Source organism: Planktotalea sp., assembly GCF_050633725.1.
GTDB lineage: Bacteria > Pseudomonadota > Alphaproteobacteria > Rhodobacterales > Rhodobacteraceae > Planktotalea.
Genome location: NZ_JBOEHB010000001.1, coordinates 399,331 through 412,828 on the forward strand (window position 1 = coordinate 399,331; position 13,498 = coordinate 412,828).

General features: G+C 54.2%; 13 protein-coding genes. 5 read left to right on the plus strand and 8 right to left on the minus strand.

What is annotated here, in order from left to right:
- Positions 1–247: 247 nt before the first annotated feature.
- From yacG to ACRBCU_RS01900, 5 genes are all read right to left on the minus strand, one after another.
- The gene (gene yacG, locus ACRBCU_RS01880) at positions 248–337 is read right to left on the minus strand and encodes a DNA gyrase inhibitor YacG (protein ID WP_431363657.1); all 90 of its coding nucleotides are present in this window, start codon (positions 335–337) and stop codon (positions 248–250) included.
- Positions 334–1,356: a ribonuclease E/G gene (locus ACRBCU_RS01885; RefSeq protein ID WP_431363658.1), complete on the minus strand. Its 1,023-nt coding sequence runs from the start codon at positions 1,354–1,356 to the stop codon at positions 334–336. Before ACRBCU_RS01885 ends, yacG begins: the two co-directional genes overlap by 4 nt.
- Positions 1,353–1,931 carry a Maf family protein gene (locus tag ACRBCU_RS01890; RefSeq protein ID WP_431363659.1) on the minus strand — a complete coding sequence of 193 codons (579 nt, stop codon included), beginning with the start codon at positions 1,929–1,931 and terminating at the stop codon, positions 1,353–1,355. Before ACRBCU_RS01890 ends, ACRBCU_RS01885 begins: the two co-directional genes overlap by 4 nt.
- A gap of 76 nt (positions 1,932–2,007) precedes the next feature.
- Entirely contained in the window at positions 2,008–2,226 is a 219-nt protein-coding gene (gene infA, locus ACRBCU_RS01895) for a translation initiation factor IF-1 (protein ID WP_085311012.1), read from the minus strand.
- Positions 2,227–2,308: 82 nt separating this feature from the next.
- Positions 2,309–3,208 (minus strand): carbon-nitrogen hydrolase family protein, encoded by a 900-nt coding sequence (locus tag ACRBCU_RS01900; RefSeq protein ID WP_431363660.1) that lies wholly within the window; start codon positions 3,206–3,208, stop codon positions 2,309–2,311.
- Positions 3,209–3,279: 71 nt separating this feature from the next.
- On the opposite strand from ACRBCU_RS01900, the gene mnmH reads away from it, so the two are divergent.
- Positions 3,280–4,341, plus strand: coding sequence for a tRNA 2-selenouridine(34) synthase MnmH (mnmH, locus tag ACRBCU_RS01905; RefSeq protein WP_431363661.1), 1,062 nt, complete (start codon positions 3,280–3,282; stop codon positions 4,339–4,341).
- On the opposite strand, the gene selD is transcribed toward mnmH, so the two are convergent.
- The 3 genes from selD to ACRBCU_RS01920 all read right to left on the minus strand — a co-directional run bounded on the left by selD (position 4,315) and on the right by ACRBCU_RS01920 (position 9,346).
- Positions 4,315–6,480, minus strand: coding sequence for a selenide, water dikinase SelD (selD, locus tag ACRBCU_RS01910; RefSeq protein WP_431363662.1), 2,166 nt, complete (start codon positions 6,478–6,480; stop codon positions 4,315–4,317). The genes mnmH and selD overlap by 27 nt on opposite strands.
- Positions 6,481–6,607: 127 nt before the next feature.
- Positions 6,608–7,645, minus strand: a complete 1,038-nt coding sequence (locus tag ACRBCU_RS01915; protein ID WP_431363663.1) for a lipocalin-like domain-containing protein — start codon at positions 7,643–7,645, stop codon at positions 6,608–6,610.
- Positions 7,646–7,747: 102 nt separating this feature from the next.
- Positions 7,748–9,346 (minus strand): phosphoenolpyruvate carboxykinase, encoded by a 1,599-nt coding sequence (locus tag ACRBCU_RS01920; protein WP_431363664.1) that lies wholly within the window; start codon positions 9,344–9,346, stop codon positions 7,748–7,750.
- Positions 9,347–9,710: 364 nt separating this feature from the next.
- Here ACRBCU_RS01920 and ACRBCU_RS01925 point away from each other — a divergent pair, with 364 nt between their 5' ends.
- The 4 genes from ACRBCU_RS01925 to rapZ are packed head-to-tail and all read left to right on the plus strand — an operon-like array spanning position 9,711 to position 13,484.
- Positions 9,711–10,412, plus strand: coding sequence for a response regulator transcription factor (locus ACRBCU_RS01925; protein ID WP_431363665.1), 702 nt, complete (start codon positions 9,711–9,713; stop codon positions 10,410–10,412).
- Entirely contained in the window at positions 10,412–12,130 is a 1,719-nt protein-coding gene (locus tag ACRBCU_RS01930) for a sensor N-terminal transmembrane domain-containing protein (RefSeq protein WP_431363666.1), read from the plus strand. Before ACRBCU_RS01925 ends, ACRBCU_RS01930 begins: the two co-directional genes overlap by 1 nt.
- A 6-nt stretch (positions 12,131–12,136) precedes the next feature.
- Positions 12,137–12,568: an HPr kinase/phosphorylase gene (locus ACRBCU_RS01935; protein WP_431363667.1), complete on the plus strand. Its 432-nt coding sequence runs from the start codon at positions 12,137–12,139 to the stop codon at positions 12,566–12,568.
- 19 nt (positions 12,569–12,587) lie between these two features.
- On the plus strand, positions 12,588–13,484 hold the full coding sequence (gene rapZ / locus ACRBCU_RS01940) for an RNase adapter RapZ (RefSeq protein WP_431363668.1): 897 nt from the start codon (positions 12,588–12,590) through the stop codon (positions 13,482–13,484).
- The last annotated feature ends 14 nt before the right edge of the window (positions 13,485–13,498 follow it).

Consider the following 13,498-nt stretch of genomic DNA (forward strand, 5'->3'; position numbering starts at 1 on the left):
CAAAATGGTGCCCGGGGGCGGAAGCGAACCACCGACNNNNTGAGCTACCCGGGCATGGGTGACAAATCATTGTCTGGGTGCGGGCGTTCTAGGCTGGGATGAGGGGCGTGTCCAGACCTAACGCACCACTTTAATGCAGTTTTTCATTTTGTTTGTTCTCAGAGGCTTCTAGCGCCTGTTCTATTGCGTCGATCAAGGCGTCAGGGTCGTTTTGATCATTGGACGCAAGCGCGTAAGAGCCGTTCATCTATTTGGCTAAATCCACATCCGCACAGCGCTTTGAGCAAAACGGTTTGTAGGCGGAAATGGTCGCCCGTTCGCAGATTGGGCAGCTCATCCTAAAAGTTCCGAGAGCGGCAAGCGGGCGCGTTTGCGTTGTAGTTCAACATGCCCCAAGGGAGTCCAGCCGACGAATACGGTCTCGATGCTGTCTGCGCGCAGCGCGGCTTTCAATGCAGTCTCAAAGCCGCGGCGATCTTTTTTGGGCATGGGCGCAAGATCAAGCACAATTTGGCCGCCCAAACCGCGCAGACGTAAGGCGCGAGGCAGGGCTTTGGCGAGCGCGAAATTCGCTTTTGTTCCCGCCGTCATGGAGGTGTCGTTACCTGTGTTCACGTCGACAGCAACGAGCGCGCGGGTCGGTTCGACGTAGGCGTAAGCACCGCCGATTAGGTCAAAGCGCGGATTTTCGAGCGTTTCGACTGCATCCAAAACTCCGTGGTCCTCAAAGCCGCCTTCTTTGGTGACAATTTCTGCAGGCTCAACCCAGTCGCGCCATGCGAGCAGGTGTGGGGCGTCGCCCTCAAAAAGGGTTTCAGGACCTGAGCCGTCATCGCTTAGAACCTGCTCTGCAAGCGTAAGCATTGAGTGAAGGTCTTCTGCAATGTCTTCATCGTCGGCGATGCTACAAGAGGAGCGCAGGATTATGCCGTGCGGTATTTTTTCGACCGTATCATGAACGACCGCCAAAAGTTCTTCGCGCCGATCATCGTCGCGAATGGATCGTGACACATTGATGCCTGGCGCGTTGGGCGTGACGATCACATAGCGCGACTTAAACAGGACGCGGTGTGCGACAGGGATTGCCTTGCCGTCTTCGGCGAAGCCTGTGACCTGTACCAGCAACTCATCACCAGGGGCCATGCCCTTGATTTGTCGCAAGAAAGCGTTGCCATCGGGCGTTTTGAGGAACATGCCGCCTTGGCCTTTGACCGGGCGATCCGCAACGGCGCGGTAAATCGTGCCGGGGGCAGGGGCGTCTGAGGCGATCAACAGATCATCAAGGTGACCGTCAACCATATGAGCTGCTGCTTCGCGCCCGTTAATGTGATCGAGAACAATTGTGCGGCCCTTCATGAGCGATCTCCAAATACAGGGTAGCCAGCGGCGGCAAGCAAGGCTGCAGATTCCGCAAGCGGCAGTCCAACGACAGCGCTAAAGCTGCCACTGATCCAAGGGATAAAGGCAGAGGCGGGGCCTTGAATGGCGTAGCCGCCTGCTTTGCCTTGCCAGTCATTGCTCGCGAGGTAGCTGTTGAGTTCAATGTCCGAAAGGCGCTTCATCTTGACGTTGGTGACGACATCGCGCTCCCACACTTTATCGCCGAGCTTGACGGCAACGGCAGTAATCACGCGGTGACGACGACCAGACAAAGCCAGCAAGAATTCAGCGGCCTCGCCAGCATCTTCGGGCTTGCCCATGATGCGGCGGCCAAGCGCAACAGTTGTATCGGCGCATAAGACCAGTTCATCCGTGCTCGCGGGGACAGCGGCGACCTTCTCACGTGTCATGCGGGCGCAATAGGGGCGGGGCTGCTCGCCCTTCTGCGGCGTTTCATCAATGTCAGGCGCGCGGATTTCATCTGGCGTCAGACCGATCTGCGCGAGTAACTCCAGCCGCCTTGGGCTTCCGCTTCCAAGAATTAGTTTCATAGGTCCCTCAAAGCAAAACCGGCCCAAAGGACCGGTTTCATTCGTATTTCTAAAACCCGTTTCACAGGGGCCGCGCTTACTTGAAGCGGTAGTTGATCCGACCCTTAGTCAAATCATAAGGGGTCATTTCGACCTGAACCTTGTCGCCAGCCAGAACGCGGATGCGGTTTTTGCGCATCTTGCCTGCCGTGTGTGCGATGATCGTATGGCCATTTTCTAGCTCGACCAAGAATGTCGCATTCGGCAGGAGTTCCTTCACGACACCGGGAAATTCGAGCGTATCTTCCTTGGCCATGGTATCTCCATCGTTGTTTGATCCGCTAAGATGCGGAAGTGGCGCTTAGATGGGCGCATTTTGCTTAGATTTCAAGGGATATTCAGCGCAGATCGCAATATGTCACGGGAATGGGTTTTTTTGCCCCGCCTTGTTCGGCCCAATGGGTCTTGTTTCGAACAACGCCCTGCGCGCGCACATGCTCTATCGCGGCCTTTGGTGCATCGGCAAATGTCCAGCCAGCTTTTCCAAATTCACCTTCGGCGAGAACCCCTGTTCCCGGAAATCCAGTATCTGGTGGGCCAAAAATGCCGCCCATGCCCGTGCAAGTTTCAAATGTTTCTGACCAATCAATGTCGCTTATGAGCGAGGCCATCGCTGTAACGCATTGCCCCTCAAGCGCGCGCGACATTGCGCCTAAGCGCACGCGCCAATATCCTGACAATTCATCCGTGCAAGATGGGACAAGGATGTAGTCCGCTTCCGCTTCAACCAAAGCGCGCCCAAAAAGTGGAAATTCGCTGTCATAACAAATCAATACGCCGATTTTTCCAAGCTCGGTGTCGAAAAGAACCAAGGGGCCGCCAAGCGCCATGTCGAACGGATCGCGCTCGGCAAGGGTCATGATCTGCTTGTCTTGCACGCCGCTCTTTCCTGACGGCGCGATCAAGCGCGTGCGGTTCACGGGGCGATCTGCGTCCCACTCGGTATCATATACGGGTGCGGACGGTGTCAGAATGTGAACGCCGAATTCTTTAGCGAGTGTGGTGTAGAGTTCGTCGGCTTGGGGGATCCTCTCGGAAACGGCGCGCAAACTTGGCTCTAGAATCATTGAGCTGTTGCGCCCTGCGAGCGAGGCCAATTCCATCGCGCCATATTCTGGGAAAACAAGAAGTTCAGCGCCTGCGTCTGCGGCCTCCTTCACCCATTCCCGCGATTTTTTCTCGAAAGCGGCCCAGTCTTCGAGCCAATCAAGCGGATAAGCGGCAGTAGCGATTCTCATGTGCAATCCTTCTGAAGTTAAATTCAGATTGCCACCCTTTCACCTAGGTGCAAAGCGCGATAACACGCGCCATGGCTTTTACGCTTGATAATTTACGCCCCGATGCGTTCTCAAATTTCGACACTGTGATTGATGTGCGGTCTCCTGCGGAATTTGCCGAGGACCACGTGCCGGGCGCGATCAACTTGCCCGTGATGAGCAACGAAGAGCGTGCGAAGATTGGCACGATCTACGTTCAAGAAAGCCCGTTTAAAGCGCGCAAACTGGGGGCCGCCATCGTGGCGCGTAATGCAGCCACTCATATCGAAACAAAACTGAGTGAAAAGGACGGCGGCTGGCAACCTTTGGTCTATTGCTGGCGCGGTGGGCAACGCTCTGGCAGTTTCGCTTCAATCCTAAGCCAAATCGGCTGGCGCGCAGAATTGTTGGATGGCGGCTATCGAAGCTACCGTGGTCAAGTAGTGAAAGCGCTTTACGAAGACCCCCTGCCGCATCGCCTTACTTTGCTGGATGGAAACACAGGCTCTGCAAAAACGGCCATTCTGCATGAGCTTCAGCGCCAAGGGGTTCAGGTGCTTGACCTAGAAGGGCTCGCGCAGCATCGCGGATCGCTTTTGGGAGCAATGAAGGATGAGCAACCTAGCCAGAAAATGTTCGAAACACGTCTTGCCTTGGCCTTGTCGAAGCTCGATCCGAACCGCCCGATTGTGGCCGAAGCTGAAAGCAGCAAAATTGGGGAGCGTTTGATTCCAGCTTCCGTTTGGAAAACCATGCGCGCTGGTGCGAGAATTGATATTGCTGCAACCTTGCCTGCGCGGGCAAGGTTTTTGACTCAAGACTACGCGGATGTGCTCGAAATCCCTGAACACATGGCCGAGCGTTTAGACAAGTTAAGGCCCTATTGCAGCCATGCGCGTGTTGATCAGTGGCTCGTTTATTTGCAAGCAGGACAACACGAAACTCTCGCATCAGAACTGATGGAGCATCACTACGACCGCTCTTACGAGCGCGCGCGCAAAGGGCGGGAAAGTGAAGTTCTGGGCACTTTGAAAGCTGATGCTTTGCAGCCGAGCGACATTGAGCGCCTCGCGCGGGGCGTGAACGACTTACTCAATCAAGCTCAGACGACCTGAACCCTCGACGATCCGTCCGACTTGAGCCGCTGCGATCCCTTGTTTTGTGAGCTCTGAAATCGCCTCTTCGGCTTTAGCTTCGGGGAGGGCCGCCAGCAACCCGCCCGCGGTTTGAGGATCTAGCATCAATCGCGCGCGAGCCGTTTTTGGTTCAGTCATAATGGTCAAAGCGTCTGACAGATTGTCCGGGTATAGGCTGGATTGCACTCCTGCCTCACTTAATGCCAATGCGCCGTCTAAAAGAGGTACTTTGTCGACATTTAGCTCCGCGCTCACATTGGACGCGCGGCAGATATTTGCCAAATGCCCTGCAAGACCAAAGCCTGTTACATCTGTCATCGCATTGGCCGCGCGCAATGCCAATGCATCGCGCGCTAGACTGCGCGACATGCTCTGGTAAGCCGCCGCCACATGCGATCCACGGGCGCGCATTTGCATTTCTGCGGCGAGGATGACGCCAGTGCCAATGGGCTTGGTTAGCACCAAAACATCGCCTGCTTTTGCCCCGCTCAGCGTAATTGGTGTGCGCTTTGCAAGGCCCGTTACGCTAAATCCGATCGTGAACTCCGCTCCCATGCTTGTGTGTCCACCGATGATCTGCGCGCCTGCATCCCCCATCGCGTCGCTGGCGGTCTGCATAATCTCGCTCAAAGTACGCTCCTGCAACTCGGCGCTCATCCGCGGCAAGATCAAGCTAACTAACGCGGCTTGGGGTTCGGCCCCCATGGACCAAATGTCACCAAGCGCATGAACCGCAGCTATCCGCGTCATCAAGACAGGATCGTCACAAAATGCGCGAAGATGATCCGTGCTCAAGACTTGCTCTGTCTCGCCGAGTTTCAAAAGGGCGGCATCATCTCCGGGGAGAGCAACCACATCGCTGCGCGTAGCGCCAGTGTAGCTAAATGCAGACTTGGCCAACGCGCCGCGCCCAACCTTGGAGCCGCACCCCGCGCAAATTGGACCGATCTGCTGCTTCAGTCCTGATGTATGCTCCAGCGGTAAATCGGCCCCTTTCATCGGTTCAAGCGCTTCAAACTGCGTCATGAACTTGCGATCAATACTATCCTTCCAACGCCACATGATCGTGCCTGACAACGCGATGCCTTGCTTTTCAGCCAAAGCGGTTTTGCCGCCCAGCGAGATCAGTTTCAAATAGTCCGTCTGGGGATGATAGTCCTTCATAGACGCGCCGCTTAGCGCCGCGCGAAGGTTGTGGAATAATATCGGTGCTTGGCGCACAGCGAAAACACCAGCTTTCGGGCGGGGTGCGTGATCCAGATGGGCGCAATCGCCCACGGCAAAGACACTCGCGTCGGTTACGCTTTGCAGGCTTGGCAAAACACGAATGTACCCGTTTTCCAGAGCAAGCCCCGTGCCGGAGATCCAATCATAAGCGCGCGTACCCGCCGCGCCTAAAGTCAAACGTGCGGGAACGGGTGCGCGCCCTTCGATCTCGACACAATCTGCATGAATACGGGTGACGTTAGCGTGCTCAATGAGCGAAACGTCTAACGCTTTCAACGCGCTTAGTACCTTGCGCCGGGCCTGCGCGCCTAATCGGCTGAGTGCGTCTGAGCGATCAATCAGCGTGACGGTAACCTCGCGGTTCAAGCTTTGAAGACGATGCGCTGCTGCCATTGCAACCTCTGCCCCAGCCACGCCGGCACCTAGAATTGCGACCTCCGCTTTGCCTTCATCTCTGCAAAATTCATCCCAAATTCGCGCAAAGTCATCTAACGGTTTAGCTGGCACTGCATTTTCAGCAAAGCCTGCCAGATCGGGCATGCTCGAAGTAATCCCGATATCAACGGAGCAAACGTCGTATCCAATCGGCGCGCGTCCGGGTACGATTACCTGCTTTGCAGCGCGATCAATCTGGGCGGCTTTTCCCAAAATGACGCGCGCCCCGGCTGCGCGGGCAAGGCGCACCAGATCGATATAAAGCTCATCACTGGAATAATGCCCCGCGACAAAGCCAGGCAACATGCCGCTATAAGGCGCAATTGGTGCCGGGTTAATAACGGTTAAGCGCGCCCCTGCCAAAGGGGCCATCGCCCACATCTTCAACAAAAGTGCATGAGCATGACCGCCGCCAACCAGCACCAGATCGCGTGTCAAAGGAAATTCTGTTTTCATTCTAATTTGCTACACTGGAGAGCCAGACACTGCCAGCACGCAACACGTCACACTCTCGCGAGGTCCATGCTTCTTTGGTCTTTAAATATCTCGGGGAGACGATCTTTGATCGGCGGGGCAGGGCCCCTTAATATCCTGTCATCTCAAGATAGCCGCGCCCGCCATGTGTGCCTGTGATCACAATCGGCCCCTCCCAATAGGGAACAGAGGTATTCATCCAAGTTTGCGGATTGAGCGCGCGAACGGTCACGTCAACATTCTTCTGCGGCAGTTTCAATTCCCAAGTGGTTGGAATGCTACGTCCAGCGACGTTTGTATTTGCCATAGCACGGGCCTGAAATGCGCTATTCGGCATCGGTTCGCTGTGACCATTAGGGTCGATCCAAGTTGCCGAGGTGAACGGCGCATCGGTTTGAGAGCGCAAAACAAATCCCATCATTCGCGATCCATCGTCGAACGCGAGCGAGAACCAGTCCCACCCGCTCTGATCGCTGGCCAAGGGCTGCGAGGACCATTCACGATCGAGCCACGCTTCGCCTGACACGGCGACCTCGCCATCAGGCAAAGACAAAACGCCAGTGATGTCGAAAAAGGGCTGCGAATAATAATAACTCGCTTGGCCTTCTTCGGACTTAACTGAATATCCCGAATTCCCTTGTAGAACCAATGGCCCCTTAGCCAATAGGTCCATGTCAAACGAAAACTCTGATCCCGCTGCATATAGTGCCAGGGCATTAAAATCAGTGCCTCCTCGCATGTACCACTCGTCGATCCAAGCGTCGAAACCTCCGTCGGTTTCTACGCCCGCTTGTCCGATCCCGCCGCGCGCGAGGCGTTCGCTGAAAAAGTGTTCGCCTTGTGATGTAACCGCCGCATGTCCCATCCAGAACTGAGGGCTTTCTAGTCCCTCTTTTTCAATTGGGGCGAGGGCTGAACGAAACAAAGTCCATTGCAACCCGTAAGGCGTGCCGTCTGCGGCCGATAGGTTTGCTGTCAGATACCACCACTCAATTCTGAAATTAGGATGAGGCCCATGATCCCGCGGGAAAGTGAATTCATTTCCTGGTTCGGGGACTGCGAAACCATCTGCGTTCGAGCCGAGGTTGGCAAATCCTTGGGCCGAGACCGAGAAGGGGAGCGCGATAAAGAAGATCAGCCATTTCATATGTTTGACCATAAACGGCTTCGTGCAAAAAGAAACGCCCCTGACAGGATCAGAGGCGTTCAATGTTTTGCCAAAGGCATGTTTGATTTGAAACGTTGAAGTTTAGCCGATTGCGGCTGCTTTTACGTCATCGTCAATATGCGGGACATACTGCTTGAAGTTATCAGAGAACATTTGAACCAGCTTCGCAGCTTGGCGGTCATACGCTTCTGGGTTGTCCCACGTGCGACGTGGATCAAGCAGAACCTCTGCAACACCTGGGGCAGCGACTGGAACGTCAAAGCCAAAGTTGGCATCTTTGCGGAACTCAGCTTCTGCGAGTGAGCCGTCAAGTGCAGCAGTCAGCAATGCACGCGTTGCGCGGATGGGCATGCGCGATCCAGTGCCATACGCTCCGCCTGTCCAGCCTGTGTTTACCAGCCAGCAAGTAGCGCCGTGCTGCGCGATTTTCTCTTTCAGCAGGTTGCCATAGACCTCTGGGCGACGCGGCATGAACGGCGCGCCGAAGCATGTGGAGAATGTTGGCTCTGGCTCTGTTACACCGCGCTCTGTGCCGGCAACCTTTGAGGTGAAGCCTGAGAGGAAGTGATACATCGCTTGCGCAGGTGTGAGACGTGAGATCGGAGGCAGAACACCAAAAGCATCGCAAGTGAGCATGATGATGTTTTTCGGATGGCCGCCAAGCGCAGATTCAGATGCGTTGGAAATGTAGTGCAACGGGTAGGCGCAACGCATGTTCGCTGTCAGGCTGTCGTCTTCGAAATCCAGCTCTTTTGTCTCGGGATCGTAAACCATGTTTTCGATCACAGTGCCGAACTTTTCGGTCGTCGCGTAGATCTCTGGTTCCGCTTCTGGGTTCAGGTTGATCGTCTTGGCATAGCAGCCACCTTCAAAGTTGAAGGTGCCGCGATCGGACCAGCCATGCTCGTCATCGCCAATCAACGTACGTGCAGGATCAGCTGAAAGCGTTGTTTTACCCGTGCCAGAAAGGCCAAAGAAAACAGCTGTATCAACAGGGTTGCCGTTTGCATGGTTGGCAGAGCAATGCATCGGCATGATGCCTTTTTCTGGTAACAAGTAGTTCAGCAACGAGAAGACTGACTTTTTGTTCTCGCCCGCGTACTCGGTGCCGCCGATCAAAATGAGCTTCTTTTCGAAGTTCATCGCGATCACTGTTTCTGAGCGGCAGTTGTGCTTTGCAGGATCGGCTTGGAACGTCGGGCAGTTGATGACCGTGAAATCAGCGGTGAATTCGTCTAGCGCGTCACGCTCTGGACGGCGCAGCATTGTGCGGATGAAGAGACCGTGCCATGCAAGCTCTGTCACAACACGTACATCAATGGAATGAGCAGGGTCTGCGCCGCCAACAAGGTCTTGCACGAAGTAGTCGCGCCCCTTCATGTGCTCCAGCATATCGGCGTGCAGCGCATCAAACCCCTCGGGGCTCATTTCAGCGTTGTTTTCCCACCAAATCGTGTCAACGACATCGGGAGTCTTAACGACGTGTTTGTCTTTAGGGGAGCGGCCTGTGAACTTGCCGGTCGTGACGAGGAACGCGCCGCCATTGCCCAGTTCGCCTTCGCCCTTTTTAAGCGCTTCTTGGATCAGCGCGGGCTCCATCAGGTTGTAATAAACTGACCCAAGCTCCGTGATGCCTTGATCTTCGAGCTTGAAAGAAGGGTTCACCCGTCCAGTTGTCATGTCGTAACTCCTGTTGCCGCGCCTGCGCAGCTTGTCTTAATTTGAAAACCACATCAGCCATTCGTGTGGTTGATCGCGCAATGTGATGTAGCGCAATGCCCGCCTCATAGCATGACGGTTTCTAGCATGAACAGGACGCTTTGGCGCAGTTAGCGCAACCAAAGAAGGTTTAGCGCAATCATGAAGTGGTTCATGGCTTTGATGTATCGTTCTAAACTCGCGTTGATCGAAAAATAACTTTTTTGGGTGCCAAATAAGTCACGCTGGCTCAGCCGATTCGCTCATGGGGATTGATCTGGCGTCGGAAACGCGCGATTCATAAAGAAAAAAATAACTGGCAATTGAGCAGTATAAGGAAACAGGCATGTCCAAAATTGCATTGGTGGACGACGACAGGAATATCCTGACGTCGGTTTCTATGACTCTTGAAGCTGAAGGCTTCGAGGTTGAAACCTATAACGACGGTCAATCCGCGCTGGATGCGTTTAATCGTAAGCTGCCTGATATGGCCGTTCTCGATATCAAAATGCCCCGAATGGATGGGATGGATTTGCTGCAGCGCTTGCGCCAAAAGACATCAATGCCGGTCATTTTTCTAACATCAAAAGACGATGAGATTGACGAAGTTCTCGGGCTGCGCATGGGTGCGGACGACTACGTTAAAAAACCGTTCTCCCAGCGGTTATTGGTCGAACGCATCCGTGCTCTTTTGCGCCGCCAAGACGCGGTTGAGGGCGTTGTTGTACCTGAAACAGACGAGAACAAAGTGATCGAACGTGGCGAGCTCACGATGGATCCACTGCGTCATGCGGTTAAGTGGAAGGGCAAGGACGTCACACTGACCGTGACTGAGTTCTTGCTGTTGCAGGCACTCGCGATGCGCCCGGGTTTTGTGAAAAGCCGGGATCAGTTGATGGATGTGGCCTACGACGACCAAGTTTATGTGGATGATCGTACAATTGACAGCCATATCAAGCGTTTGCGCAAGAAAATGCGTTCGGTTGATGAAGAGTTTTCGGCGATCGAAACGCTCTATGGCATCGGCTACCGGTACAACGAAGAGTAATGGCTCTCGCAGAACGCATAACGCCTCGCCACGCCCCAAGGGCGCGGCAGGAAATGGACGTGGTGTTGGGCGATGATTGGATTTCGCCAGACAGCACTGTTGAAAAGGAAGTTCGCGATCGCAGAGAGCGTCGTGGACTGTTTTCGCTCAAGAAATCACCTTTGACGCGCAAGATCATTACGTTCAATTTGATCGCTCTCAATATTCTGGTTGCAGGCATTCTGTACCTTAATTCTTCGCGCGATGGCCTTGCATCGCAGCGCGCCGCAGCGCTTGTCGGAGAAGTCGAGCTGATCGCTGATGTGTTCGAAGCACAGTTAGGCGCGAGCGGCGAAACCGCACTATCAACCGTAGATCAAGACATTCAAACGACTTTGGAAGAACTCGACCTACGCAACTCCGTTCAAGTCTTTGTTTTCGGTTCCGAAGGGGGCCTCGTTGCGAATGCGACAGGCAGCGCAAAAACCCTCAATGCTGAGCTGGGTGGCGAAGAAAGCAAGACATTGATTGTCGATGCGCTTTCAAAGTTCTGGGCCATGACGACGTCGCCGTTCTTTAGTTCGGAAAAGGTCGACATTCCCCCTTTGGAAGAACAATTGCGCGATCTGGTTGATCAGTCCACAGGCGGGGAAACTGTTGTTGGAAAAGGACTAAATGCCGAGGGCGGCGCGATTTTCACCGTGACGACGCCGATTATGATAAGCGGTCAGAGCGTCGGTGTTGTTGCACTTTCCAGCGCGTCTGGTGAAATCGAACAGTTGGTCAAAAGCGAGCGCGAGCGCGTGTTCCAGATGTTCTTGATCGCAACGTTGGTCTCCATTGGCCTTAGCCTTGTTTTGGCATCAACAATCTCAAACCCACTTGCTGATCTAGCAATGGCGGCAGAGGTCGGACGCCGTAATGACAACGGCAAGGTCAGCCCTGCGCGCATTCGAATTCCTGATCTTACAGCGCGCCCGGATGAAATTGGCCGCTTGTCAGGCGCGCTTCGTGGCATGGTCTCCGCGCTCTACGATCGCATTGATAGCAACGAGCAATTCGCGGCTGATGTTGCTCACGAGATTAAAAACCCACTCGCATCTTTGAGATCAGCGGTCGGCACAATGCGCGTTGCGAAACGCGACGATCAGCGCGAAAAGCTGCTACAGGTCATCGAACATGATGTGCGGCGCCTGGATCGTTTGGTTAGCGATATCTCGAACGCGTCTCGTCTAGATAGCGAATTGGTCAAAGAAGAAGAAGAGTCCTTTGATCTGTTGAACATGGTTGGCAATTTGACCGAATATCTTGGACAGCAAGCACAGGAAAAAGGGATCGAGTTTATCTCTGACTTGCCAAACGATCCAATCATGATTTCTGGTCTCGAGGGGCGTTTGGCACAGGTCTTTGTGAACCTGATAACCAATGCGACCAGCTTTTGCGAAGACGGCGATGCTATTCGCGTTTGGGCCCGTCAACGTGAAAATCGCGTGCTTGTTGTCGTCGAAGACACAGGGCCGGGCATTCCTGAGCAAGCACTTAGCAAAGTGTTCAAGCGCTTCTATTCAGAACGCCCAGAGGGTCAGTTTGGCAACAACTCCGGGCTTGGTCTTGCGATCTCAAAGCAAATCGTTGAAGCCCACGGTGGTGTAATCTGGGCCGAAAATATTCGCCCGACCTCTGCTGATGTTACGTCTGAACCGCTGGGTGCGCGTTTCGTTGTTGGTTTGCCGATTTAGACCTAGATGCAACGCGAATTTTCAGAGCGGGTCCATGCCACGACAATAGCTTGGCAAGGGCACGGAGCGCTCATTCTGGGAGCTTCGGGGAGCGGAAAATCCAGCCTTGCGCTGCAAATGATGGCGCTGGGCTGCGATCTTATAGCGGACGATCAAACTGAAATCACGTTTGAAGAAGGGCAGCTCATAGCGCGCTGCCCCAGTGCTATTCAAGGCAAGATAGAAGCGCGTGGTTTTGGCATCTTGAATGTAAAAACTCAGGTAATGGCCCAGCTCGTGTGTGCTGTGACATTGGATGTGGCGGAAGAAAAACGATTGCCTGACCCAAAATTCATCACTTTGTGCGGGCAAGAGCTGCGACTATTTCACAAACCCGGCATTGAGGTTTTACCTTTCGGTCTTTTGCAATATCTTAAGAGCAAATCACAATCCTCCTAGCTGCAAGAGACACCCAACAATGAGCGCTGAAACCGCGACGCAAACGGAAAAGCAACGGCTCGTATTGGTGACCGGGCCGTCGGGCGCTGGGCGCACTACTGCAATCCGCGCGCTTGAGGATGCAGGATACGAAGCAATCGATAACATGCCTTTGTCGCTCTTGCCTCGCTTGTTACAGGGGCCAGCCCACCAACGTCCGCTCGCGCTTGGCCTTGATGTACGAAATCGCGAATTTTCAACCGATGCTTTGCTTGAGGTTATTGAGGATTTGACTGCGCGCGATTCCATTGATTTTGAAGTGCTCTACCTTGATTGCTCGGATGATGTTTTGCTGCGTCGATATTCCGAAACACGCAGGCGTCATCCTTTGGCGGGCGCAGAAGACCCGCTCCGAGGCATCTTGCGCGAAAAGAAAGCTCTACAAACCGTGCGTGATCGGGCCAGCATTCTGATAGACAGCTCGGCCTTTAGTCCCCATGATTTGCGCGCCGAAATTACTCGTATGTTTTCTTTGGAACTGGCGCAAAAACTTGCGGTTTCTGTGCATTCTTTTTCATACAAACGCGGCCTTCCGCGATCGGCAGACATGGTGTTTGATTGCCGGTTTCTAAGGAATCCTCATTGGGAGGCAGGGCTGCGCGAACTCACAGGTCAAAACGAGGACGTGGCGCGTTACGTCAAAGACGACCCGCGGTATGAGGCGTTTTTCAAACAGGTTTGCGATCTCACTACGACCCTATTGCCTGCATATCTAGAAGAGGGTAAATCCCACTTTACGATTGCTCTTGGTTGTACTGGCGGCAAGCACCGCTCGGTTGCCCTTACGGAAGCGTTAGCGCAGATACTTGCACTTGCTGGGTGGCAAGTGTCATGTAGGCATCGGGAATTAGAGCGCGCGCAAGGGGCTGTGTCATGAGCCAAACGCAGCGC

Coding starts and splice junctions, on each gene's coding strand:
- ACRBCU_RS01900 (WP_431363660.1), bottom strand. CDS start 3,208: ATGAGAATCGCTACTGCCGCTTATCCGCTTGATTGGCTCGAAGACTGG.
- ACRBCU_RS01885 (WP_431363658.1), bottom strand. CDS start 1,356: ATGAAGGGCCGCACAATTGTTCTCGATCACATTAACGGGCGCGAAGCA.
- ACRBCU_RS01925 (WP_431363665.1), top strand. CDS start 9,711: ATGTCCAAAATTGCATTGGTGGACGACGACAGGAATATCCTGACGTCG.
- infA (WP_085311012.1), bottom strand. CDS start 2,226: ATGGCCAAGGAAGATACGCTCGAATTTCCCGGTGTCGTGAAGGAACTC.
- ACRBCU_RS01915 (WP_431363663.1), bottom strand. CDS start 7,645: ATGAAATGGCTGATCTTCTTTATCGCGCTCCCCTTCTCGGTCTCGGCC.
- mnmH (WP_431363661.1), top strand. CDS start 3,280: ATGGCTTTTACGCTTGATAATTTACGCCCCGATGCGTTCTCAAATTTC.
- selD (WP_431363662.1), bottom strand. CDS start 6,480: ATGAAAACAGAATTTCCTTTGACACGCGATCTGGTGCTGGTTGGCGGC.
- ACRBCU_RS01890 (WP_431363659.1), bottom strand. CDS start 1,931: ATGAAACTAATTCTTGGAAGCGGAAGCCCAAGGCGGCTGGAGTTACTC.
- ACRBCU_RS01935 (WP_431363667.1), top strand. CDS start 12,137: ATGCAACGCGAATTTTCAGAGCGGGTCCATGCCACGACAATAGCTTGG.
- ACRBCU_RS01930 (WP_431363666.1), top strand. CDS start 10,412: ATGGCTCTCGCAGAACGCATAACGCCTCGCCACGCCCCAAGGGCGCGG.
- yacG (WP_431363657.1), bottom strand. CDS start 337: ATGAGCTGCCCAATCTGCGAACGGGCGACCATTTCCGCCTACAAACCG.
- rapZ (WP_431363668.1), top strand. CDS start 12,588: ATGAGCGCTGAAACCGCGACGCAAACGGAAAAGCAACGGCTCGTATTG.
- ACRBCU_RS01920 (WP_431363664.1), bottom strand. CDS start 9,346: ATGACAACTGGACGGGTGAACCCTTCTTTCAAGCTCGAAGATCAAGGC.